This is a genomic window from Stenotrophomonas sp. YJH_SMC_82, from assembly GCF_059368875.1.
This window is the reverse complement of record NZ_JCAFSE010000003.1, coordinates 1-20,790: the sequence shown is the minus strand read 5'-3', so window position 1 is coordinate 20,790 and position 20,790 is coordinate 1. Positions and strand designations below refer to the sequence as shown.

The 20,790-nt window shown below is 65.8% G+C and carries 23 protein-coding genes and 1 pseudogene; 7 read left to right on the top strand and 17 right to left on the bottom strand.

Features of this window, described 5'->3' with window-relative positions:
- Nucleotides 1-3: 3 nt before the first annotated feature.
- The 4 genes from AC5P53_RS12770 to ppsR form a co-directional block, all read right to left on the bottom strand.
- Nucleotides 4-621, bottom strand: coding sequence for a DUF2239 family protein (locus AC5P53_RS12770; RefSeq protein WP_032956104.1), 618 nt, complete (start codon nucleotides 619-621; stop codon nucleotides 4-6).
- Nucleotides 622-745: 124 nt separating this feature from the next.
- Entirely contained in the window at nucleotides 746-1,234 is a 489-nt protein-coding gene (locus AC5P53_RS12765) for an NUDIX hydrolase (protein WP_014647550.1), read from the bottom strand.
- Nucleotides 1,235-1,275: 41 nt separating this feature from the next.
- The gene (locus tag AC5P53_RS12760) at nucleotides 1,276-1,785 is read right to left on the bottom strand and encodes a DUF1249 domain-containing protein (protein ID WP_241887462.1); all 510 of its coding nucleotides are present in this window, start codon (nucleotides 1,783-1,785) and stop codon (nucleotides 1,276-1,278) included.
- 178 nt (nucleotides 1,786-1,963) lie between these two features.
- Complete coding sequence (gene ppsR, locus AC5P53_RS12755; protein WP_014647552.1) at nucleotides 1,964-2,785, bottom strand: posphoenolpyruvate synthetase regulatory kinase/phosphorylase PpsR; 822 nt, start codon at nucleotides 2,783-2,785, stop codon at nucleotides 1,964-1,966.
- Nucleotides 2,786-2,929: 144 nt separating this feature from the next.
- Between ppsR and ppsA the strand changes: the two genes are divergently transcribed.
- Together ppsA and AC5P53_RS12745 are read left to right on the top strand one after the other, a co-directional pair.
- Nucleotides 2,930-5,308 (top strand): phosphoenolpyruvate synthase, encoded by a 2,379-nt coding sequence (gene ppsA, locus AC5P53_RS12750; RefSeq protein ID WP_014647553.1) that lies wholly within the window; start codon nucleotides 2,930-2,932, stop codon nucleotides 5,306-5,308.
- A 148-nt stretch (nucleotides 5,309-5,456) separates the two neighbouring features.
- Nucleotides 5,457-6,350, top strand: coding sequence for a mechanosensitive ion channel family protein (locus AC5P53_RS12745; protein WP_049408109.1), 894 nt, complete (start codon nucleotides 5,457-5,459; stop codon nucleotides 6,348-6,350).
- Between the two features lie 109 nt (nucleotides 6,351-6,459).
- On the opposite strand, the gene AC5P53_RS12740 is transcribed toward AC5P53_RS12745, so the two are convergent.
- The 5 genes from AC5P53_RS12740 to AC5P53_RS12720 all read right to left on the bottom strand — a co-directional run bounded on the left by AC5P53_RS12740 (nucleotide 6,460) and on the right by AC5P53_RS12720 (nucleotide 10,434).
- Nucleotides 6,460-7,575: an alkene reductase gene (locus AC5P53_RS12740; protein WP_241887459.1), complete on the bottom strand. Its 1,116-nt coding sequence runs from the start codon at nucleotides 7,573-7,575 to the stop codon at nucleotides 6,460-6,462.
- Nucleotides 7,576-7,783: 208 nt separating this feature from the next.
- Nucleotides 7,784-8,656 (bottom strand): EcsC family protein, encoded by an 873-nt coding sequence (locus AC5P53_RS12735; RefSeq protein WP_014647556.1) that lies wholly within the window; start codon nucleotides 8,654-8,656, stop codon nucleotides 7,784-7,786.
- Nucleotides 8,657-8,826: 170 nt separating this feature from the next.
- Nucleotides 8,827-9,399: an oligoribonuclease gene (gene orn / locus AC5P53_RS12730; RefSeq protein ID WP_014647557.1), complete on the bottom strand. Its 573-nt coding sequence runs from the start codon at nucleotides 9,397-9,399 to the stop codon at nucleotides 8,827-8,829.
- A 75-nt stretch (nucleotides 9,400-9,474) separates the two neighbouring features.
- Entirely contained in the window at nucleotides 9,475-9,999 is a 525-nt protein-coding gene (gene tadA, locus AC5P53_RS12725; RefSeq protein ID WP_241887457.1) for a tRNA adenosine(34) deaminase TadA, read from the bottom strand.
- 75 nt (nucleotides 10,000-10,074) lie between these two features.
- Nucleotides 10,075-10,434 carry a winged helix-turn-helix transcriptional regulator gene (locus AC5P53_RS12720; protein WP_241887453.1) on the bottom strand — a complete coding sequence of 120 codons (360 nt, stop codon included), beginning with the start codon at nucleotides 10,432-10,434 and terminating at the stop codon, nucleotides 10,075-10,077.
- A 78-nt stretch (nucleotides 10,435-10,512) separates the two neighbouring features.
- Here AC5P53_RS12720 and AC5P53_RS12715 point away from each other — a divergent pair, with 78 nt between their 5' ends.
- Together AC5P53_RS12715 and AC5P53_RS12710 are read left to right on the top strand one after the other, a co-directional pair.
- Nucleotides 10,513-11,280, top strand: a complete 768-nt coding sequence (locus AC5P53_RS12715) for an NAD(P)H-dependent oxidoreductase (protein ID WP_046431296.1) — start codon at nucleotides 10,513-10,515, stop codon at nucleotides 11,278-11,280.
- A 68-nt stretch (nucleotides 11,281-11,348) separates the two neighbouring features.
- A complete protein-coding gene (locus AC5P53_RS12710) occupies nucleotides 11,349-11,786 on the top strand; it encodes an acetyltransferase (protein ID WP_241887450.1) in 438 nt (145 codons plus the stop codon).
- A gap of 33 nt (nucleotides 11,787-11,819) precedes the next feature.
- Here the strand turns inward: AC5P53_RS12710 and AC5P53_RS12705 are convergent, their stop codons facing one another.
- Complete coding sequence (locus tag AC5P53_RS12705; RefSeq protein WP_241887449.1) at nucleotides 11,820-12,326, bottom strand: GNAT family N-acetyltransferase; 507 nt, start codon at nucleotides 12,324-12,326, stop codon at nucleotides 11,820-11,822.
- 260 nt (nucleotides 12,327-12,586) lie between these two features.
- Here AC5P53_RS12705 and AC5P53_RS12700 point away from each other — a divergent pair, with 260 nt between their 5' ends.
- Genes AC5P53_RS12700 through AC5P53_RS12690 form a run of 3 tightly spaced genes read left to right on the top strand, consistent with a single transcriptional unit; the run spans nucleotide 12,587 to nucleotide 15,265 of the window.
- Nucleotides 12,587-13,243, top strand: a complete 657-nt coding sequence (locus tag AC5P53_RS12700) for a hypothetical protein (protein ID WP_238381466.1) — start codon at nucleotides 12,587-12,589, stop codon at nucleotides 13,241-13,243.
- A 43-nt stretch (nucleotides 13,244-13,286) separates the two neighbouring features.
- On the top strand, nucleotides 13,287-13,940 hold the full coding sequence (locus AC5P53_RS12695; protein WP_014647564.1) for a hypothetical protein: 654 nt from the start codon (nucleotides 13,287-13,289) through the stop codon (nucleotides 13,938-13,940).
- Complete coding sequence (locus tag AC5P53_RS12690; RefSeq protein WP_197574413.1) at nucleotides 13,937-15,265, top strand: XVIPCD domain-containing protein; 1,329 nt, start codon at nucleotides 13,937-13,939, stop codon at nucleotides 15,263-15,265. The genes AC5P53_RS12695 and AC5P53_RS12690 overlap by 4 nt, the downstream gene beginning before the upstream one ends.
- 54 nt (nucleotides 15,266-15,319) lie before the next feature.
- On the opposite strand, the gene AC5P53_RS12685 is transcribed toward AC5P53_RS12690, so the two are convergent.
- From AC5P53_RS12685 to AC5P53_RS12655, 7 genes and pseudogenes are all read right to left on the bottom strand, one after another.
- Nucleotides 15,320-16,588, bottom strand: coding sequence for a hypothetical protein (locus AC5P53_RS12685; RefSeq protein ID WP_495227406.1), 1,269 nt, complete (start codon nucleotides 16,586-16,588; stop codon nucleotides 15,320-15,322).
- A gap of 96 nt (nucleotides 16,589-16,684) precedes the next feature.
- Nucleotides 16,685-17,692: an XVIPCD domain-containing protein gene (locus AC5P53_RS12680; protein WP_495227405.1), complete on the bottom strand. Its 1,008-nt coding sequence runs from the start codon at nucleotides 17,690-17,692 to the stop codon at nucleotides 16,685-16,687.
- A gap of 57 nt (nucleotides 17,693-17,749) precedes the next feature.
- Complete coding sequence (locus tag AC5P53_RS12675; RefSeq protein WP_241887490.1) at nucleotides 17,750-18,286, bottom strand: hypothetical protein; 537 nt, start codon at nucleotides 18,284-18,286, stop codon at nucleotides 17,750-17,752.
- A gap of 480 nt (nucleotides 18,287-18,766) precedes the next feature.
- A complete protein-coding gene (locus AC5P53_RS12670; RefSeq protein WP_262217551.1) occupies nucleotides 18,767-19,144 on the bottom strand; it encodes a DUF4189 domain-containing protein in 378 nt (125 codons plus the stop codon).
- A gap of 415 nt (nucleotides 19,145-19,559) precedes the next feature.
- Nucleotides 19,560-20,003 carry a DUF4189 domain-containing protein gene (locus AC5P53_RS12665; protein ID WP_232503912.1) on the bottom strand — a complete coding sequence of 148 codons (444 nt, stop codon included), beginning with the start codon at nucleotides 20,001-20,003 and terminating at the stop codon, nucleotides 19,560-19,562.
- A gap of 256 nt (nucleotides 20,004-20,259) precedes the next feature.
- The gene (locus AC5P53_RS12660) at nucleotides 20,260-20,475 is read right to left on the bottom strand and encodes a DUF4189 domain-containing protein (protein ID WP_495227456.1); all 216 of its coding nucleotides are present in this window, start codon (nucleotides 20,473-20,475) and stop codon (nucleotides 20,260-20,262) included.
- Nucleotides 20,466-20,790, bottom strand: a pseudogene (locus tag AC5P53_RS12655) (hypothetical protein); the annotation flags it as partial. The gene AC5P53_RS12660 and the pseudogene AC5P53_RS12655, both read right to left, overlap by 10 nt.

The window sequence follows — 20,790 nt, the reverse complement described above, 5'->3', positions numbered from 1 at the left end:
GGCTCAGCCGTCAGCGTCTTCGAACGCCAGGCGCAGGGCGTGGTCGCGCACATCCCTGGGCCAGGAATGCAGCGCTGCTTCCAGGCCCGCGCGGTCATGCGCGAACAGCACCCGAATGGCCTCCTCGAAGCCCGGCAGGTCACCGGCGATGGCCTGCAGGAAGTGATAGGTACGCTCGCTGTGGCGGCGCTGCCGATCCTCGTCGGCACCGGCACGGCTGGCCGCTTCCACCAGCCTGCGCAGCACCACCGAAGCCCCACCCGGCTGTTCGGCCAACCACGCCCAATGCCGCGGCAGCAGCGTCACTTCGCGGGCGACCACGCCCAGTCTGGGGCGGCCACGGCCACGCGGGGTTGCGGGCGCCTCTCCGGTAGTGACGTCGGCATCCGCCTCCACGGCGGAGGGAAACGCTTCGGTCACCCGTGCCAGCAGCTCTGTGTCGCTGCCGCGCGTGTCGAAATCGCGGGTTCGCCCGCTGGCGTTGTCGAACACCAGCAGCGGACCGGCTGCGTTGTCGGCACGCAGTTGTTTCAACGCCAGCGCTGCCACTTCCGGCGTGCCGGAAGCGACCAGGCGATGGCCGTCGAAACAGCTGAAGGGAGGAAGTCGGGACACAGGCATGGCAATGGCATCAGAGGCGATGCGTGAATATTGCCCGGGTAATTTCACCAAGTCAATATTGACCGGGTATTAATTTGCCAGAAGAGCGTGCCAACCAAGGTTGGCACCCACCCGATTCGTCACCTCACAGCCGGCTGTAGGACCAACTGACCATGCGGCCGTCCTTGTACGGCATCACGCCGTGGAACGGGCGCGGGTCGGCGTCGAACACCAGCGGCAGGAAGTTGCGGTCGCCCTCCCACATCGGCAGCGTGTCCAGCTTGTCCAGGTCCACCCACTCCAGCGTGCCCTCGTGGTTGCCGCCGTGCGGGGTGCCTTCGAAAGTATCGATGACGAACACGAAGCCCAGCCAGTCTTCACCGTGCTTGCCGAAGCCCGGCCAGCTGAGGGTGCCGCGCAGGCGCATGCCGGTGCAGTCGATGCCGGCCTCCTCGGCGATCTCGCGACGCATGCTGGCCGCCACGTCCTCGTCCGCTTCGATCTTGCCGCCCAGCCCGTTGTACTTGCCCAGGTGGTGGTCACCCGGACGGGTGTTGCGGTGGATCATCAGCACCTGGCGACGATCAGGCGACAGCACGTAGCCCAGGGTGGCGACGATCGGGGTGTACGGCATGGGCGGCATCCAGCGGCAGGTCAGCCGTGGATTATGGCCGATCAGCGCACCAGCGACAGGCGGCGCTCGGCGGCTGTGCCTGCGCCATCGGGATCGCGGCGCAGGGTGGCCACGCCGTGACCGCGCTCGGCCAGGTATTCCAGCCACTTGCCGAGGAAGGTGTTCATCCGCATGCGGTGGCTGATCAGCTCGGCCGGCGGCGGGTACAGGCCCATCGTGTCCTGCCAGCGGCGGCCGACGTAGCAATGGGTGGTCTCGGCCTGGCGTGCGTCACGGTAAAGGCGCACATACGCCGAGGGATCCGGCTCACCGGTGACCGGGTCGGCCAGGTCGTAGGTCAGGCGCAGTTCCACCGTGTAGCGGTGGCACTCGATCACGTCCAGGCGTACGTCCAGGCCGTCGCCGATCGAGGAAATGTAGCTGCCCGCCACCAATCCGGCCGGTTCGAACAGGCGCACCAGATGGCGGTAGTTCTCCGCGTACAGGCCCATGAGCCAGCTCAACCGGCTCAGGCGGGGAATACGTTCGGTGCGGGGCGAGGCTTGGGCCATGGGTCGATCCTACACGTTGGTGCTTCAACGTGGGGGCGCCTCAAGCCACAGCCAACCCGTCAGCGACGATCCCCGTGTAGAGCCGAGCCCATGCTCGGCTGCTGTTCGGGAAGAACCCGGCGGCCCAGCCGAGCGTGGGCTCGGCTCTACAGGGCGAAGTGCAGCGCGCCGGAACGGATCAATACAGCTCGCGCTGCAGCCCCAGCGTGGCCAGCACCTTGCTGGAAATCTCCTCGATCGAGGTATGCGTGGTGCTCAGGGTCGGGATCCGCTCCATGCGGAACATGGTCTCGGCCGCAGCCACCTCGCGCTTGCAGGTCTCCAGGTTGGCGTAGCGCGAGTTCGGACGGCGCTCCTGGCGGATCTGCTGCAGCCGGTCCGGATCGATGGTCAGGCCGAACAGCTTGCGCCGGTAATTGCGCAGTCGCGGCGGCAGGCGATCGCTTTCCAGGTCTTCGTCGGTCAGCGGGTAGTTGGCCGCGCGTACCCCGTAATGCAGGGCCAGGTAGATGCAGGTCGGCGTCTTGCCCGCGCGCGACACCGCCACCAGGATCACGTCGGCATCGTCGTAGTTCACCGCGATGCCGTCGTCATGCGTCAGGGCGAAGTTCATCGCGTTGATGCGACGGTGGTAGGTATCGAAATCGACCATGCCGTGGGCCTGGCCGACCCGGGCCAGGCGCGGGCTGGCCAGTTCACGCTCCAGCGGCTCGATGAACGGCGCGAACACATCCAGCATCAGCGCCCCGCTGTCGGCCAGGATCAGGCTCAGGCTCTGGTCCACGCAGGAGTTCACCACGATCGGCCGGACCTGGTAGCGCTCCCCTGCCGCCTGGATCCGGGCACAGGCTTCACGCGCTTTTTCGGGGTCGTCGACAAACGACATGCGGTCGGTAATGAAGCTGAACCCGGAGAACTGGGTCAGCAGGCTATGCCCAATGGTTTCAGCGGTGATACCGGTTCCATCGGAAACGTAGAACACCGGACGGATGGTCGACATGCGCGCTTTTACCCCCTACGAAGCTTAAAAAGGCCGCCAGCACAAGCTTGTGCCGACGGTGCTCTGCCCGGCATCATATCGGCTTCTTCCTACGGACGCGGCCACTCAGCCCGCCTCGGGCGATGGCCAAACGGAGCATCGCGCTTGAACGAGAACATCCTGTGGTTGCACGAACTGCGTCTGGCCGATCTGGCCCGCGTAGGCGGCAAGAATTCGTCGCTGGGCGAGATGATCGGCAACCTGGCCGGTCTGGGCGTTTCGGTGCCGGGCGGTTATGCCACCACCGCTGAAGCCTTCAAGGACTTCATTGCGCACAACGATCTGTCCAAGCGCATCTTCGACAGGCTGGCCACGCTGGACGTCGAGGACGTCAACGCGCTGACCGCCGCCGGCAAGGAAATCCGCAGCTGGGTGATCGATGCGCCGCTGCAGCCGCAGCTGGATCAGGACATCCGCACCGCCTACGCCAAGCTGAGCGCCGACAACGGCGGCGGCGACGTGGCCGTGGCCGTGCGTTCCTCGGCCACCGCCGAGGATCTGCCGGATGCGTCCTTCGCCGGCCAGCAGGAAACCTTCCTCAACGTCACCGGTGCCGACGACGTCGTGCACAAGGTCAAGGAAGTGTTCGCCTCGCTGTACAACGACCGCGCCATCGCCTACCGCGTGCACCACGGCTTCAAGCATGAGGACGTGTTCCTGTCCGCCGGCGTGCAGCTGATGGTGCGTTCGGGCGTCGGTTCGTCCGGCGTGCTGTTCACCCTGGACACCGAGTCCGGCTTCCGCGACGTGGTGTTCGTCACCTCTTCGTTCGGCCTGGGCGAAATGGTCGTGCAGGGCGCGGTCAATCCCGACGAGTACTACGTCTACAAGCCCACCCTGCAGGCCGGCAAGCCGGCGATCCTGCGCCGCTCGCTCGGCAGCAAGGCGATCCGCATGGTGTACTCGGATGTCCCGGGTGAGCGCGTCAGGATCGAGGACACCCCGGCCGAGCTGCGCAACACCTTCTCGATCAGCGACGAGGACGTGCAGGAACTGTCCAAGCAGGCGCTGGTCATCGAAAAGCACTACGGCCGCCCGATGGACATCGAGTGGGCCAAGGACGGCGTCAGCGGCAAGCTGTTCATCGTGCAGGCGCGCCCGGAAACGGTGAAGTCGCGCAGCCACGCCACCCAGATCGAGCGCTTCGCGCTGACCGAAAAGGGCGGCAACGTGCTGGCCGAAGGCCGCGCCGTCGGCGCCAAGATCGGCTCGGGCGTGGCCCGCGTGGTGAAGACGCTGGACGACATGAACCGCGTGCAGCCGGGCGACGTACTGATCGCCGACATGACCGATCCCGACTGGGAACCGGTGATGAAGCGCGCTTCGGCCATCGTCACCAACCGTGGCGGCCGTACCTGCCACGCCGCGATCATCGCGCGCGAGCTGGGCGTGCCGGCCGTGGTCGGTTCGGGCAACGCCACCAAGGTGATCGAAGATGGCCAGCTGGTCACCGTCAGCTGCGCTGAAGGTGATACCGGCTTCATCTACGAAGGAAAGCTCGGCTTCGAGCGCACCACCACCGATCTGGGCAACATGCCGCCGGCACCGCTGAAGATCATGATGAACGTGGCCAACCCGGAACGTGCCTTCGACTTCGGCCAGCTGCCGAACGCCGGCATCGGCCTGGCCCGCCTGGAAATGATCATCGCCAGCCACATCGGCATCCACCCGAACGCGCTGCTGGAATACGACCGCCAGGATGCGGCGACCAAGAAGAAGATCGACGAGAAGATCGCCGGCTACGGCGATCCGGTCAGCTTCTACGTGGACCGCCTGGCCGAAGGCATCGCCACGCTCACCGCCTCGGTTGCACCGAACCCGGTGATCGTGCGCCTGTCGGATTTCAAGTCCAACGAGTACGCCAACCTGATCGGCGGCAGCAACTACGAGCCGCACGAAGAAAACCCGATGATCGGCTTCCGCGGCGCCAGCCGTTACGTCGACCCGAGCTTCTCGGCCGCCTTCGCGCTGGAGTGCAAGGCCGTGCTGCGCGTGCGCAACGAAATGGGCCTGGACAACCTGTGGGTCATGATTCCGTTCGTGCGCACCCTGGAAGAAGGCCGCAAGGTCGTCGAGGTGCTGGAACAGAACGGCCTGAAGCAGGGCGAGAACGGCCTGAAGATCATCATGATGTGCGAAGTGCCGTCCAACGCACTGCTCGCCGACGAGTTCCTGGAGATCTTCGACGGCTTCTCGATCGGCTCCAACGACCTGACCCAGCTCAGCCTGGGCCTGGACCGCGACTCGTCGATCGTCGCGCACCTGTTCGACGAACGGAACCCGGCAGTGAAGAAGCTGCTGTCGATGGCGATCAAGGCCGCACGCGCCAAGGGCAAGTACGTCGGCATCTGCGGCCAGGGCCCATCCGATCACCCGGATCTGGCCGAATGGCTGATGCAGGAAGGCATCGAGTCGGTGTCGCTGAACCCGGACACCGTGGTCGATACCTGGCTGCGCCTGGCCAAGCTGAAGGCCAACGGCTGATGCCGTAATGGGCTGACGTCGCTTTCATCGACGTCCGCACATACTGCTGCCGCACGCAAGCCCCGCCTCTGCGGGGCTTGCTGTTTCTGGCGTCCGTGCACGCCACGCGCACCTCGCGCCTGTCCCTCAGCAGCAAAGGAACTCCCGCATGATCGCCGCCGCCCGACCCGCCCCCGCCGCAACGCCCTGGTTCCACTCGCTCAACTGGGAGCGCCTGCTGGAAACCTACGGCGTACCGTTGCTGGCCGCGATCGTGGTGCTGCTGGTGGGCCTGTGGGTGGCACGGCGCCTGTCCAACGCGATGCCGCGCGCTACGGCTCGCATGGGCGTGGACCCGATGCTGGGCAGCTTCCTGCGCAACGTGGTGTATGCCGCATCGCTTGTGATCGTGGTGGTGCTGGCGATCGGCACGCTGGGCGTGCAGATCACCCCGTTGCTGGCCGTGCTCGGTACCGCTGGCCTGGCCGTCGGCCTGGCATTGAAGGATTCGCTGTCCAACATCGCCTCGGGCGTGATGCTGGTGACGCTGCGACCGTTCCGTGTGGGCGATGTGGTCACCGTGGCCGGACAGACCGGCACGGTGCGCGAAGTGCGCATCTTCCAGACCGTCATCACCGGTGCCGACAACCAGCACACCACCATTCCGAACACGCTGATCACTGCCGCACCGATCATCAACCTCACCGCCGAACCGACGCGCCGCGTCGAACTGGTGATCGGCATCGGCTATGAAGACAACATCCAGCTGGCGCGCGATACCGCGCTGGCGTTGATGAAGGCCGACCCACGCGTGCTGCAGACACCGGCACCGGACGTGGTGGTGTATGAGCTGGGCGCGCACGCCATCAACCTGGGCATCCGCTGCTACGTGAAGTCGGCCGACTGGTTCGGTACCAAGGTCACGCTGCTGGAGCAGCTGAAGCTGGGCTTTGACAAGGCCGGCATCAACATCCCGTACCCGCAGCAGGACATGCACCTGTACCTGCATGGAAAGGATGGCGGCGTGATAGAGGCTGACGCGCTGGTGCGCGACAAGCCCTGATCCATGCCGGTAGTGCCGACCAACGGTCGGCACCCACCCATCGGCGATACGACATCGGAATGCCGGCCAGCGGCCGGCAGCGGCCGGCAGCGGCCGGCAGCGGCCAGGATCAGGCCGCGACGCTCTCTTCCAGCGTCGGATAATCGGTGAAGCCGACCGCGCCACCGCCAAAGAATGTCGCACGATCCGGCGGATTCAGCGCCGCACCGGTACGCAGTCGCTCCGGCAGGTCCGGGTTGGCGATGAACGGGCGACCGAAGCCGATCAGGTCAGCCCAGCCTTCAGCCAGTGCCTGCTCGGCGCGTTCGGCGGTGTACTTGCCGGCGTAGATCAGCGTGCCCGGGTAGACCATGCGCAGCGCCTGCTTGAACGCCACCGGCATCAACGGTGCATCGTCCCAGTCGGCTTCGGCGATGTGCAGGTAGCCCACGCCCAGCTCACCCAGCAGGTGCGCCGCGGCCAGATAGGTCGCCTGTGGCGTATCGTCCACCGCGCCCTGCAATGTCGTCAGCGGCGCCAGACGGACACCGACGCGGTCACCACCGGCTACGGCCGTCACCGCCTGCACGACCTCGCGCAGGAACCGCAGCCGGTTCTGCAACGCGCCGCCATAGCCGTCGGTGCGCCGGTTGGCCTGCGAGTCGATGAACTGGTTGATCAGGTAGCCATTGGCACCGTGCAGCTCGACGCCATCGAAGCCGGCGGCCAGTGCATTGCGGGTGGCCTGTGCATAGTCGGCGATGATGCCCGGAATCTCGTCTTCGCGCAGCGCGCGCGGCATCGAGTGCTGGATCATCTCGCCCACGCCCGCTTCCGGGCCAGCGCCTGCAGGGTCGACAAACACCTTCACGCCTTCGGCCAGCAGCGCCGACGACGACACCGGTGCGGCACCACCCGGCTGCAGGGCCACGTGCGAGACCCGGCCCACATGCCACAGCTGGGCGTAGATGCGGCCGCCAGCGGCGTGCACGGCATCGGTCACCCGGCGCCAGCCCTGCACCTGTTCCGGACTGTGGATGCCCGGGGTCCAGGCATAGCCCTGGCCCTGCGGGCTGATCTGGGTGCCTTCGCTGACGATCAGGCCAGCACTGGCGCGTTGGGCGTAGTAGGCGGCCATGTCCGCGGTGGCGACGTTGCCGTCGGCGGCACGCGAGCGGGTCATCGGCGGCATCACGATGCGGTTGGGCAGGGTCAAGGCGCCCAGGCGGTGGGGAGTGAACAACATGGCGGCGATCTCTTGCGGGGGGGACTGCCGCAAAGGATGGGGATGCCAGCTGCCAGGCAACAGGCATGTACTGGCAAAACAATTGTTCCCCCAAGGCAAGGATGACCGGCCGGGGGGCAGAGCCCCTTCCTGCGGAACGGGATCCGACCCCGCGCGCAACCGGGGTCGGATCCCTTTGCAACGCAAAGGGCTCCGACCCCGAAGCCGGTTACAGCGTGGGCTCGATCAGCACGCCGCCATGCGCCACGCGGTCATAGCAGGTGCGCACCACATCTTCCCCGTACTTCAGCTCGAGACGGCGCACGATGAAGTGGCCGCGCGCCATGTCCTGGTAGTAGTCGGTGAACATGGTATTCAGTGTTGCACCCGCGGCCGCACCGACGATCGGCACCGCCTGTGCGGCAAATTTCTCGGTAACCACTACGCCGAAGCGCGCCGCCACCTTCTCCACCATCTTCGCCAGCAGCTTGCCAGCTTCCTTTGGCGCCACGCCCAGGGTCAGGTCGCGGCCGGTCACCACGCGCCCGGCCAGCTCGGCCGACAGGTGGCGCATCACATCCGTGGTGAAGCCGCGGGCCAGGTAGTAGCCGGTCTCGCTGGCATCATCGCGCGGCGAGTTGCCGCCCAACGCGAACACCTCCAGGCACGCCTGGCGGGTGCTGAACTCGGACAGGTCGAAGCCCTCGCTGCGGGCCACGTCGGCCACCGCACGCATCATGATGGTGGTCGACACCGGCAGCTCGATGAACAAGGCCGCGAAGCCGAAGGCCCCACCGACCGCGCCCGAGGTGGCCGCCGCCAGTTTGTGCCAGCGGGTGGACGCCCCCTTGCCGGGGGTGTTGTCCATGCTCCACAGCGCGGCCTGTGCCGATTTGCTCAGCGCCGCCTGCACGGCGCCGTGGATGCGGTTGGAGACCGAGCTGGGCAGCGCCTTCACCGCGAACTCCAGTGGCGTGCCGACCAGGTTGGCCATGCGCGCGGTCAGGGTCGGCGCTTCCAGCAGGGCCACCGCGCGCTGCAGGTCGGACCAGTCGCGGGCGTCATGGGCGATGTCGCGGGGGAGCAGGATCGGCTCGTTCATGGCGCCGATCTTAGCGCCAGGAAGTTGAACGGTTCGTCGCGGGGTACGACAGAGGGGTCAGAGCCCTTTCCGCAGGAAAGGGATCCGACCCCGGCGCCTTGCCGGCCAGCGGCCGGCACTACCCGTTGGCGTGTCATCCGATAGCGCCGGGCCATGCCCGGCGTCGTTGTTCAGGCAACCGGCAGCCCCGACAGCGCGCCCATGAACTGGCGGTAGTGGCGCAGCTCAGCGATCGAATCGTGCACGTCGCTCAGCGCGGTGTGGTTGCTGTTCTTGCCGACGCCGGCGGCCACGCTCGGCGCCCAGCGCTTGGCCAGTTCCTTCACCGTGGACACGTCCAGGTTGCGGTAGTGGAAGTACTTCTCCAGTCGCGGCATCTGGCGGTGCAGGAAGCGGCGATCCTGGCAGATCGAGTTGCCGCACATCGGCGACAGGCCGGCCGGGATCCACTGCGCCAGGAAGTTCACCGTCTGCGCCTCGGCCTGGCCCAGGGTGGTGGTGCTGTCCACCACGCGCTGCCACAGGCCCGAGCGGCGGTGCTGGTTGCGATTCCACTCGTCCATCGCTTCCAGCGTTTCCAGCGGGTGGTGGATGGCGAATTCCGGCCCTTCGGCCAGCACGTTGAGCTGGGCATCGGTGACCACGGTGGCGATCTCGATGATCGAATCGTTGTCGGTATCCAACCCGGTCATTTCCAGGTCGATCCAGATCAGTCGCTCGTTGGCCGCGCCGTTGTCCGCCATGTGTCGCCTCGTTGCTGGGCAGGCGCGCGGCCTGCCGGTGATGGAAAGAGGCGCCCATCATACCGGTTCGCCCCCTCAGGCCTCGCCGGCATGGTCTTCCAGCAGCAGCGGCGGCTTGCCACGCTTGGCACGGAAATAATTGGTCAGGCGCATGCTGGCCTCCGTGGCCAGCACCCCACCGTGGATCTCCACCCGGTGGTTGTGGCGGGCATCGCCCAGCAGGTCGAACACGCTGCCGCAGGCGCCGGTCTTGGGGTCGCTGGCGCCGTAGACCAGGCGGGCAACGCGTGCATGCACGATGGCCATCGCGCACATCGCGCACGGTTCCAGGGTCACGTACAGGGTGCTGCCGAGCAGCCGATGATTGGCCAGCCGCGTGCCACCGGCCCGCATGGCCACGATCTCAGCATGCGCACTGGGATCGTGCGAAGCGATGTTGAGGTTCCAGCCCTCGCCCAGCAGCTGGCCATCGGCGCCCACCAGTACCGCACCAACGGGGATCTCGTCGTACTCGCGCTGCGCACGCTCGGCCAGCGCCAGCGCATGGCGCATCCAGTGTTCATCGGCGTCGTGCACCGGTACACCCAGGGCGTCGGTCATGGCGGTTCTCGCGTGTCTGCAGGGCCAGGATGGCCGCCGGGGCCGCATTGTACGCCCGCGGCCGTGCAGGCGCCGCTAACGCGCGTCGAAGCGCTCGCGGGCAGCGTCCAGCGCCGGGAAATTGTGCTCGGCCCAACGGTCCAGGGCGGACAGCGTGTCAACCAGTCCACGTGCGACCTCGGTCAGCCGGTATTCCACATGCAGTGGCTTGCTGCCCAGATCACACCGCTCGACCAGGCCGTTGCGCTCCAGCTGCCGCAGGCTCTGGGTCAACACCTTCTGCGAGATCCCTTCGATCTTCCTCAGCAGCGCGCCATTGCGTTGCGGGCCCTGCGCCAGCGCCGGCAACAGCAGCATCACCCACTTGCCGGAGATCAGCGCCAGCGCATCGCGTGCCGAGCAATCGGCGGCATAGACATCGCCCGGATAGGCCATGGTTACCTCAAGGTGCGTAATTGCCGGGGCATACCGGCGCCGCGAGGATGGTCGCACACTCCTCGAACACCTCGCCCCATGCGCGCCCTGATCCTGCTTGCCCATCCCGAACCCCGCTCCTTCAACGCCCACCTGGCCGCGCAGGCCGCGGAGCAGCTGCGGCATGACGCGCTGCAGGTGGACGTGGTCGACCTGTATGCAGAGGGCTTCGATCCGCTGGAAGCGGCCCACCATCATTCAAGTCGCCTGCAGCCCGGCCGTTTCGATGCCCAGCGCGAACAACGCCACGGCGCCGAACAGGGTCGGCTGCCCGCCGATGTGCAGCGCCATCTGCAGCTGCTGCAGGCCGCGGATCTGGTCATCCTGCAGTTCCCGCTGTGGTGGTTCGCGCCGCCGGCAATCCTCAAGGGCTGGCTGGATCGCGTGCTGGTTTACGGGCCGATGTACAACAGCCGCCTGCGCCACGAGCACGGCGCGATGCGCGGCAAGCGTGCGTTGCTGAGCGTCACCACCGGCTCATCGGCACGGGCCTGCGCCGTCGACGGCCGCGAGGGAGATACCCGGTTGTTGCTGTGGCCCTTGATGTACAGCCTGCGCTACGTCGGCTTCGACGTGCTGGAGCCGCATCTGGTGCATGGCGTGCGTTCCGGGCTGGCAGCGGAGCGCGTGCAGGCACACGACGAGGCATTGGCTGCAGCAACCCACTACTACCGCGAACGCCTGGCGCAATGGCCGCGGTGGCCCACCGTGCCCTTCAACGACAGCGGCGATTTCGAGGATGGCGTGGTGCTGCGCGCGGAGGCCACTGCCTACAGCCCCTTCATCCGCCATCGCAACACCGGATGAATCCACGCCTGCGCGCTGGGTCGGGACGCGCCATACTACGCGCTCTTTGCAAGCACCTTGGTGAACCCATGACCACCCTCCGTCCCTCGCGCGCCGACGACGGCGCCGCCCTCGTCGACCTCTGGCGCCGCGCCGTCGACGCCACCCACAACTTCCTCAGCGCCGACGACCGCCAGGCCATCGATGCCGAAGTCGCCGGCTTCCTGCCGCAGGCTCCGACGACCGTGGCCGTCGACGCTCAGGACCGCCCCCTTGGCTTCATGCTGATCGACGGCACGCACATGGAAGCGCTGTTCATCGATCCGGACGTACGCGGCACCGGTATCGGCCGGCAGTTGCTGCAGCACGCGCTGGCCCTGCATCCGCAGCTCAGTACCGACGTCAACGAACAGAACGCGCAGGCCGTTGGCTTCTACCAGCGCATGGGCTTCGTCGAAACCGGACGTTCACCGCTGGATTCGCAGGGCCGCCCGTATCCCCTGATCCATCTCCGGTACAACGGCTGACATTCGACGGATGTTCGAGGCCCGCCCCGATCATCAGGCCGTGGCCTCGAATGCCGGCGAGTACTGCACCTCTCCCTGCGCCATCGGTGGCCGCAGGCACAGCGCCTGGAAGTACTCTGGCGGCACACCCGGCAGCACCAGGCCCGGCTCGGCGCGGAATCCGAATCGACCGTAATACGCGGGTTCTCCCAGCAATACGCAGCCCTGTGCCCCCTGCTCACGCAATGCGCCGAGCGCCGCGTGCATCAGCGCCGCACCGATGCCCTGCCCCTGCCATCCGGGCAGTACCGAGATTGGCCCCAGGCCAAACCAGCCGGTGCTGCCATCGCTGATCGTCACCGGCGACAGCGCGATGTGCCCGACGACCTGTCCGTCCTTCTCGGCGACCAGCGAAAGACTCAGCGCTCCACGCGAACGCAGTGCATCCACAATGAAATGCTCGGTGTGGCTGCTGTGCGGGGCTTCGCGGAAGGCCGCCTCGGTGAGTGCGTGGATGACCGCGTGGTCTTCGCGGGTTTCAGGGCGGATCGTGCAGTTCAAGGACAACACCTTTGATGAAGTGATGGACATGTGAATGATCGATTCCGGTCACGGATTCAGCTGCGAACCTGCGTCCGGCGTCAGAGCCAACGCGACGATCGGATGCCCTGTGCGGCAAGCGATCTGCCGGCGGCGCGCCCCGGGAGCGTCAAAAATCCGTCTCCAAGGGGTGGCACAGGGCTCCCGGCACGTTCCATAATCGAGAAACCTGCCACCCAGGAAGGATAGACGGACATGGACGCACGATGCAGGATCGGGCCATGGGTGTAGCGCACCTCGCACACAGGGGACGGCCGCTGCTGGCAGTGCTCGCCCTCGTCCTGCTGGCGGCATGCTCGCCCTACGCCGATGCCGAGCGCGACGTCGCCGCGGGTGGACGCGGCCTGGCCAAACTCAACCCGGCGCCGAAGCAGGCCTATGAGCTGGTACTGACACTGAAGGGCGCGCCAGGCCCGTTCGCCGTTGTTGAGGGCGTGGCCCAGTACGACGCCATCAACTACGCAGACTGTGGACGGATCGTGCCTGCAACAGGCACTGCAGGCCGCATCACCAGCCAGGAGCCCATCACCCTGCACAAGGTCAGCGAGAACGAGTACCGCGGTACGTTTTACCTGGACCGTATGCTGGATGAGGACTACTACGGGCGTGGCGTCTGCCATTGGACGCTGACGGGTGTCGGTGCGATGTTGCGCGCCACGACCAGCAAGGCGGATACGCGATTCCTGACGTTCATCGACAAGAAGCGCATGGAGAACGACTCGCCTCTGACGCTTTATTACCCGAACCTTGTCTATCCGCGCGCCGACACTGTCGCCAACTTTGGCGCCAGTGGCGAGGAAGCTCCGTCGGGGTACAGCGAAGAGCTGCGCAATGCGCTGTTCTCAACCACCACCACTGTGCAGAAGCTCGTGCCATGAGCCGCCAGTGCCACATTCACCCTTACACACCAGGAGGCCGACATTGCGCCACAAGATGATTCCGTGCCTTGCTCTACTTCTGTTGACCGCCTGCCATCCGGAGACCGCCATGAACCAGGAACGTGCCGCTGCTGAAGCCGATGTCGCCCAGGGTGGGCGCGGCCTCGCCAAGCTCAACCCCAGCCCGCGCAAGGCCTATGAACTGGTGCTGCGCCTGAAGGACGCCCCGGGCGATTTCGCGGTGGTCGAAGGTGTCGCGCAGTACGACGTCACCAACGAAGACCAGTGTGGCTATATCGAGCCGGCCACCGGCACGGCTGCACGGATTACCAGCCAGGAACCGGTGGAACTGCGCAAGGTCGCTGATGGCGAGTACCGGGGCACTGTATACATCGACCGCATGCTGGATGAGGATTACTACGGTCGCGGTGTCTGCAAGTGGGAGTTCACCGGTGCAGGCGCGATGCTGAAGGCGACGGGGGCCGAGGGCGAGACGCGTTTCCTTTCATTTATTGAAGCAGCGCCATTCGTGAAAGGCGAGACCGAGACTCGCCACTATCCTCGTTCGGACTATCCGCGCGTGAACGAGATTCCTGACTACGGCGCAAGCGGCCAAGAAGACCCCACCAAGTTCCGCCCTGAGCTGCAGAATTCGCTGTTCTCGGCTTCACTTGAAGCCAATGAGGTCCGCCAATGAGCCTCAGCAGCCAAGACTATGCGGGTATTTCCGACGACGTGTACAAGGACCGTGCGGTCGGTCGACGCGCTCCCGGCAAGGAAGAGCTCGTAGCGATCAACGGGCATGAGTACAAGATCCTCGAGCACGTTGATAATCGATTGAACGGTTATCAGGGAACGATCTACCAGCGAGTCGACACCAATGAAATTGTCGTCGCACATCGCGGCACCGAACAGATCGCCCGCGATGCGATCCTGACCGATGGTGGCATGGTTGTCGCCCGCACCAACGTCCAGGCACCGGACGCCATCGCGCTGACCCAACGCGCCCTGGCCTACGCCAAGAAGGAGGGGCAGGATCTCGGACAGCGCCCACCCGAAGTCACCGTCACCGGCCACTCTCTCGGTGGCGCGCTGGCCCAGATCACCTCGCACCATTTCAATGTCAAGGGCGAGACCTTCAACGCCTATGGCGCGGTCAGCCTCAGCTACCGCATCCCGGAAGGCGGCAACACCATGATCAACCATGTCATGGCCTCCGATCCGGTCAGCTCTGCCTCGCCGCACTTCGGCCAAGTGCGCATCTACGCCAAGCCGGATGAGATCAAGACACTCGCCGCAAACGGCTTCAGCAATCACTCGTTGCGCGCCCTGATCCCTGACCGGCCGATCATCGCCGCAGGCAGCTCGTTCGGTGCGCACAAGCTGGGCAACTTCCTCGGCGACGGCTCGGTGCTGAAACACCCGGAAACGCAGAAGCTGGCAAAAGACAACGCCAGGATGATCGAGGAGTACCGCGACGACGTTGAATCACTGCGCCGTGGTGTCACCCGCGCGGCGCGGGGCATTCCGGGCGGCGCCGTCGATCTGTACGACCACATCCGCGGCCCGCTGCAACCCGGTGAGCCGGCACGCCGCGAAGCGGAGAAGAACGGCCATCACACCAGCATGCTGCGCATGGACGACGCCAACCATGTGGGCAACCCACTGTTCAACGACGCGATCCGTGGCGTGCACGCGCAGGACGTCCGCGTCGGCCGGGTACCAGACGTAATGAGCACGCAACTGGCCGGCAGCCTGGCCGCCGAAATGCATGCGGCGGGCGGCAAGCGCATCGACGAAGTGGTCATGAATGCCGATGCCTCGCGCAGCTTTGCCGTGCAGGGCCAGGGCGGTGACCCGGCCCACCTTCGCGTGTCAGTGGATACGGCGGTGGCGATGAACACACCGCTGGAACAGAGCAGCCAGCGCATCGACCAGCAGGCCGCAGGTCAGCGCCTTGCACTGGAGCGCGACCAGCAGCTGGAACAGCAGCAGAACCAGACCCGCAGCCTGCAGGCCTGATGGACAGCACGGGAGCCGGTCTTTCCGGCTCCCGTTGTACATCGGCACTCTGGTTCAGGGGCTGGAGGCCGCCACCGGCAGCGATGCTCCGGCCGTCACGAACAGATCCGGCCCGGAATCCGGGAATCCACCGCAGGCGCGATCGCCGGGCGCCACCGGATCACAGGGCCACTGCGCCCGCGCGACTTTGTCGCGCAGCTCGAAGCGATCGCCGGTCCAGACCACGAACGCGATGTGCTCGCGGTTCCAGTCACCGTAGGCGCGCGGACCACCCTTCTGCGCCGACTCCGGATACTGCACGAACCAGCGCATGGCCGGGCCATACTGCAACTTGCTGTGGTCCAGGCTGATCCGTCCCTCACGCGAGAGCTGGCGCGCACGATCCGCTTCCGCCTGCTGCGGCATGGCCGGCATGGCATCGGTGGTTACATCCCTCGGCGCCGCATCCCCGCGGACCTGGTACACACGCTGGGCCACATAGGCCTCGCGGCATTCACCCGCTGGCACGCGGACCGGCTCCGCGCCGTACTCATCCCGGTTGGCGACCTGGTCGCTGCAGGTGAACGGCGCCGACACCAGGTAGAACGTGCTGTCGGCGTCGCGCCCTTCCAACGAGCGCACCCAGATGTCGCCCATCCGCACGATGAAGTCCGGGCGCTGGCCGTAGCCCGGCACCGCCTTGAACCAGGCCTTCTGCCGCACCTCACGCTCGCGCCAGCTGCGCGGCAGGTGGATGTCCTGCTCGGGCAGCGCGACCAGCATCGCAGCCAGATGCGCCGGCATGGTGCCCTGGCAGGCGCCGATCAGCAGGTCGCCCTGGCTCGCCAGCCGCCCGGCCAGATCCACCGGGCAGCGGGCACCGAGCGCACGCTCGGTCGCCTGCTCGGGCGGCAACGGCACGATGGCCAATGCAGGCGGTGCCGGCGCTACCGCCGGGACCGCTGACTCGACGACTGTAGGCGGTGCAGCCACAGGCGCCGCCGCTGCGGGCGGAACGGGCGCAGGCGCCGGGTCCGCAGCCGGCGCCGGCTGCGTGTCCACCACCGGTGTCGCAGGGGGTGTCGCGGCAGCCGGTACTTCGGGAGCCGGCGCCGCGACAACGGCGTCGGCCGCCGCGGGCGCTGCAACGGGCGCCGCCCCTGCAGGCGCCTCAACGGTAGCCTCGGCAGCGGGGCGCGTCTCCACGACGGGCGCCGCTGCCTCCTGGGCTTGTGCCGACGCTGCGGCAAGTCCAACTGACAGCAGCCAGAGCGGCGGCAGGCGACGCACGGGTGCATTGCAGCGGGCAGCGGCGTGGCGGGCATTCGGGGGAACGATTCGCATGTGGTGTCCTTACGGGTGGGTTTCCATGTCGGCGCCACAGGGCGCCACGCGTCGTACGTAAAGCGCCAGCGGGCACCCTGCCCGCCGGCATCGGTGTTACAGGGATCGAGAACGCTGCTCCTGCTCGCGGGCGAGCGCGGCCGCCGGGTCCTGCTGGGCGACATTGGCAGCCAATTGCTGGCTGCTCTGCGCCAGCGGCTGCTGCGCCGCCTGTTCGCGATCGACCGATGCGCGCAGCATGGCCGGATCGCCCAGCGCGCCCTGTACAGCAAACAGCGTGCGACCGTCATTACCCGCCAGGAGATGATCGATGCGCGACATCCCCGCCTTCTGCGCGCTCAGCGCCAGTGCGCCGGCGGCATTGTCCAGTTCCTGCACGCTGCGCAGACCGCTTTGCGGCCCCATCTGCTGCAGGTGCTGGCGCGCTCCCGAGAACAGCGTGTATCCCGGCTCGCCCGGTTGCGACATGTCGCGTCCCGTTGTGGGCTGGGCAGGCGCCCCCACTTCGCCACACTCCAGGCGCGCCATCACATCGGGGGTCAGCTTCTGCTGCCACACGTCAAAACGCTGCTGGCGGGCTTCGATGCCGTTGAGCGCGCCATTCAGGGCACGCGTCGCTTCGCGCACGTCCTCGCGCGCCGCTTCCGGCACCCGCGTCTGCCACTGCCACACGGCAATACGGCCTGCGTGCTCGGGTTGCGCGGCCAGCTCCGGCTGATTCACCAGGTCCAGGTCCAGCGCCTTGCCGGCACGCTCGTAATTCTCCTTGCCGACCAGCGGCAGATAGCCACGGCCGTGATACTTCAGTGCATCACCGGGCGCGTCATTGCCCATGCGCCCGCCATACATCAGTTCGGCCAGGTTCTCCGGCCGCCCACGCAGCGCCTCCTGGCGGGCGCTCTCAAGCGCGCCATTGCCATTGCGCCACGCTGCTTCCACCGGGATCTGCGAGATGCCCCGGGTGAAGTTGAAACTCTCGTTGAGACGGCTCAAGCCACGGGATTCATGCCCGGCCTGCGCCATGAAGTTGGCCAGTTCCCGGGACGAAGTCATGCCGGCCTCCGTGGCCTGCCGCAACAGCAACGACTCCCTATCCTGCGACACGGTGAAACTCCTGCTCGATCATCGTTGGATACTCCCGCCTCCTCACAGGCATGGCACTCAAGGCAAGCTGACGTCGGCGACGACGGACGGATCGAAATCCTCGAACCGCACCCGGCCAAGCTCGGCCGCGGAGAAATCGCGCGTGTGGGTTGCTTCGGTTTCGGTGTCCACCACCTTGCACTGCACGCCATGCACCCAGCACGCCTGCTCGGCAGGTGCATACCGGAAGGTGTAGATGCTGCTCCAGCGTTCGCGGCTCCCGCCGTTGGTGATCACGCTGAACGCGCCGTCTTCAATCGTCACGTAGGCGAAGGGATCACCGGCAATGCCACCGCGCGTTGAGCACGGCACCAGCTTGTCGTTGCGTGCCGCCAGCTGCCAGCGGCCCGTGGCATCGCCCAGCAGCAACAACAGGACCCGGTTCGGTCCGTGCTCGCCGGGCAGCAAGCCCTCCGGAGGAGGTTGGTCGATCACCAGGAGCTGGTCCTGGAAACCATTACCGGTCAGATCGCCGCGTACGGCTTCCAGCAGGTTCGCGCCGGACGGAACGAACGCCAGGGCATTGTCCATGTGCGTGCCACTCCCCTTCTCCATCCCCTGCAACTCCTTCAATCCCGTCTTGCCAGTTCCCGAGCGGAGGCCGGAAACGGGGCGATGCCTCGCACGTGCCCTGCGGCCGCCATGGCGGATGATAGCCCCGAGCCCACGGCAACCGCGATGGTGGCAAGCGTCACCCGCACCGCGGGGGGACACAGTCCTCATGGACGGAAAAGCTCCTGTGTTCGATGGCACCGGCGCGTCGGGATTTTGACGCGCACGCAGCTTACTTCGAGGAGGCAGCGCTCGTCGAAGGGTGCTTGGGATGAAAAGCGCACTTGATCACATAAAATCGGGATTGGCGCTGATGGATCCCGATTCCGGATACACCATCCATACGTTCAGCACTCCGCAATTGTTCGTGCGGGCCCGGCGAAGTGGGTCACGGCTCGGCGCACGCTACCATCGCCGCATGGGCTCCCAGCAGCCCACCCGCCGCGGGGCCCAAAGCGCGAGCCTCACCTGTCGCAACGCCACTCAATAGCGATCAAACACCGGCTGCGTGCAATCCGCATAGACTTCATCGCATCCGCCCGGTTGATCGTTCCTGCACAGTGACCGCGCCGTCTCAAGTGCAGCTTCCGGCGTGGGTCCCGATCCAATACCAGATTGCCCCCGTCCCGAACGGCCAGCAGGGATGGCCCATGAGACGCACTGGTTGAAGTACGTCATGTTGAGCGAGCAATCAGGAGCTCCGCTGATACCACATTTGGACAGCGCCTCCTTCTCAGCGGCTCGCCGGGATCTCATCCCGGTTGAAACACCGGCCTCGGACGTGGCCTTCGAGACCGCAATCGCGCCCCAGGTTTTCACCCATTCCCCAGCGGGCGCGGGTGCCGGCGCGGACGGAGTCATGGAAGTTCCACTAGATCCGGGAATTGGTGCACACCCCTGAACACCCTGGCCGCCAATGGGGTACATCCCCGGCGGACAGTTGCCTTCTGCGTGCGCGGAACTGATACCTCCAACAAACCCGGCGGCAGCAGCAACCAACACCCCGGCCAGACCGCATTTCATCATCCCAACCTCCTGATTCAGTGATCCTTGCGCCTTCCCCGAGGATGGCGCCGCGGATGCGACTCCCGGATTAAAACAGGTCGCAGAAAGCTTGTAGCCCTGCTCCTTCAGCTGCCCGCCTTTTGATGGCGACAGCTATCGCCTGCCACTCATTGGACTCGTTTGATTTGGACATGTGAAATTTTGCAACGGCTCACCATCCACTCAACCCTTCGCCCAGCGGTTCCGGAGGCACAGCTGAGAGGCGGCAACATCAATACGCCTTGAAGATCGGCTTTGTGCAATCCGTATAGAAAACCTCGCATGCCCCGGCTTGGTCATTTGTGCAGCCTTTCTGAGCTTCGCGCTCTGCCACGTCGAGTGTCGGTCCGCGTCCAATACCAGATCCACCCTGACCTGTCCGGCCGCTGGGAACTACCCATGCCGCACACTGATTGAAGTAGGCAAGCATAACCTTGCAATCGTTCGCACCCGCGGAAGCACACTTGCCAAGGGCTTCCTGCTCCGCTCCACTCTTCCTTCGCTGCCCTGTCGACACACCTGCATGCGACGTCCGCTTGGATGTGGCAATTGCACCCCAGGTGGTGATCCATTCTCCAGACGGTTGTGGCGGCGAGACGGGAGCGGTCAACCCGCCATTGTTTGCTCCCGGGATAGGTGCACAGCCCTGTACTCCCTGTCCTCCGATCGGATACATAGCAGGGGGACAGTTGCCCTCCGCACTTGCGGACGAGAATACTAGCGAGAGCATTGCTGCTACGACCACTTGCATCGAACGACTAGTCATTTTCACTCACTCGCGTCCGATCCAATTTGCAACCATCTGCAAACACGTATGAAGTCTCCGGGGCACACTGGAAAAAGTCCAAGCCATATCAGACGCTGTCACGCATAGCGCCCTTTTCTGACGTGGCATGCATACCTGTTGACAGATATCATGCGGAACTTGGCGATCAGCGATACGCCCTGAATTCCGACATGCTGCAGGCCGAGTAGGCGACTTCACACGCTCCCCCATCATTCACAGAGGCGCATTCCTTCAACGCGAGCGATTGAGCTTCGTCAAGTGTTTCAGCGCTGGCAACGATTGAATTTCCGGCAGCCTGTCCGCCCGAGCGGGGCGACGGATCGGCGATTGCGGCGCATTGATCGTGATAGCTCAAACGAATCTGACACTTGCTCCCTGCTCGCCGGACACATTTGTCGATCGCCGCCGCTTCCGCAGCTCACTTCGATTTCTGGGACACAAGGTCGGCACGGCGCTACCACCTATCTGCGAATATGCCATGAAGGTACCCAGGGTGCCCTGGAAGAACATCGCAGCCATTGGGGGCGCAGTCAGAATCAGCGTCGTCAGGATCAGGCCCATGCCGCCCTGCTGCAGCGCCATGCTGCTCATGCCCTCGGTCAGGTTCGACCCCAGCAGTGCACCCAGCGCAGACGCACCCCAGAACGAAGCCGCCACGCGCGCCACCATTTCCATG

Excerpts from the sequence above, each read along its gene's own strand:
- AC5P53_RS12770 (WP_032956104.1), bottom strand. The coding sequence starts at position 621 with ATGCCTGTGTCCCGACTTCCTCCCTTCAGCTGTTTCGACGGCCATCGC.
- AC5P53_RS12765 (WP_014647550.1), bottom strand. The coding sequence starts at position 1,234 with ATGCCGTACACCCCGATCGTCGCCACCCTGGGCTACGTGCTGTCGCCT.
- AC5P53_RS12760 (WP_241887462.1), bottom strand. The coding sequence starts at position 1,785 with ATGGCCCAAGCCTCGCCCCGCACCGAACGTATTCCCCGCCTGAGCCGG.
- ppsR (WP_014647552.1), bottom strand. The coding sequence starts at position 2,785 with ATGTCGACCATCCGTCCGGTGTTCTACGTTTCCGATGGAACCGGTATC.
- AC5P53_RS12745 (WP_049408109.1), top strand. The coding sequence starts at position 5,457 with ATGATCGCCGCCGCCCGACCCGCCCCCGCCGCAACGCCCTGGTTCCAC.
- AC5P53_RS12740 (WP_241887459.1), bottom strand. The coding sequence starts at position 7,575 with ATGTTGTTCACTCCCCACCGCCTGGGCGCCTTGACCCTGCCCAACCGC.
- AC5P53_RS12735 (WP_014647556.1), bottom strand. The coding sequence starts at position 8,656 with ATGAACGAGCCGATCCTGCTCCCCCGCGACATCGCCCATGACGCCCGC.
- orn (WP_014647557.1), bottom strand. The coding sequence starts at position 9,399 with ATGGCGGACAACGGCGCGGCCAACGAGCGACTGATCTGGATCGACCTG.
- tadA (WP_241887457.1), bottom strand. The coding sequence starts at position 9,999 with ATGACCGACGCCCTGGGTGTACCGGTGCACGACGCCGATGAACACTGG.
- AC5P53_RS12720 (WP_241887453.1), bottom strand. The coding sequence starts at position 10,434 with ATGGCCTATCCGGGCGATGTCTATGCCGCCGATTGCTCGGCACGCGAT.
- AC5P53_RS12715 (WP_046431296.1), top strand. The coding sequence starts at position 10,513 with ATGCGCGCCCTGATCCTGCTTGCCCATCCCGAACCCCGCTCCTTCAAC.
- AC5P53_RS12710 (WP_241887450.1), top strand. The coding sequence starts at position 11,349 with ATGACCACCCTCCGTCCCTCGCGCGCCGACGACGGCGCCGCCCTCGTC.
- AC5P53_RS12700 (WP_238381466.1), top strand. The coding sequence starts at position 12,587 with ATGGGTGTAGCGCACCTCGCACACAGGGGACGGCCGCTGCTGGCAGTG.
- AC5P53_RS12690 (WP_197574413.1), top strand. The coding sequence starts at position 13,937 with ATGAGCCTCAGCAGCCAAGACTATGCGGGTATTTCCGACGACGTGTAC.
- AC5P53_RS12685 (WP_495227406.1), bottom strand. The coding sequence starts at position 16,588 with ATGCGAATCGTTCCCCCGAATGCCCGCCACGCCGCTGCCCGCTGCAAT.
- AC5P53_RS12675 (WP_241887490.1), bottom strand. The coding sequence starts at position 18,286 with ATGGAGAAGGGGAGTGGCACGCACATGGACAATGCCCTGGCGTTCGTT.
- AC5P53_RS12670 (WP_262217551.1), bottom strand. The coding sequence starts at position 19,144 with ATGACTCCGTCCGCGCCGGCACCCGCGCCCGCTGGGGAATGGGTGAAA.
- AC5P53_RS12665 (WP_232503912.1), bottom strand. The coding sequence starts at position 20,003 with ATGTATCCGATCGGAGGACAGGGAGTACAGGGCTGTGCACCTATCCCG.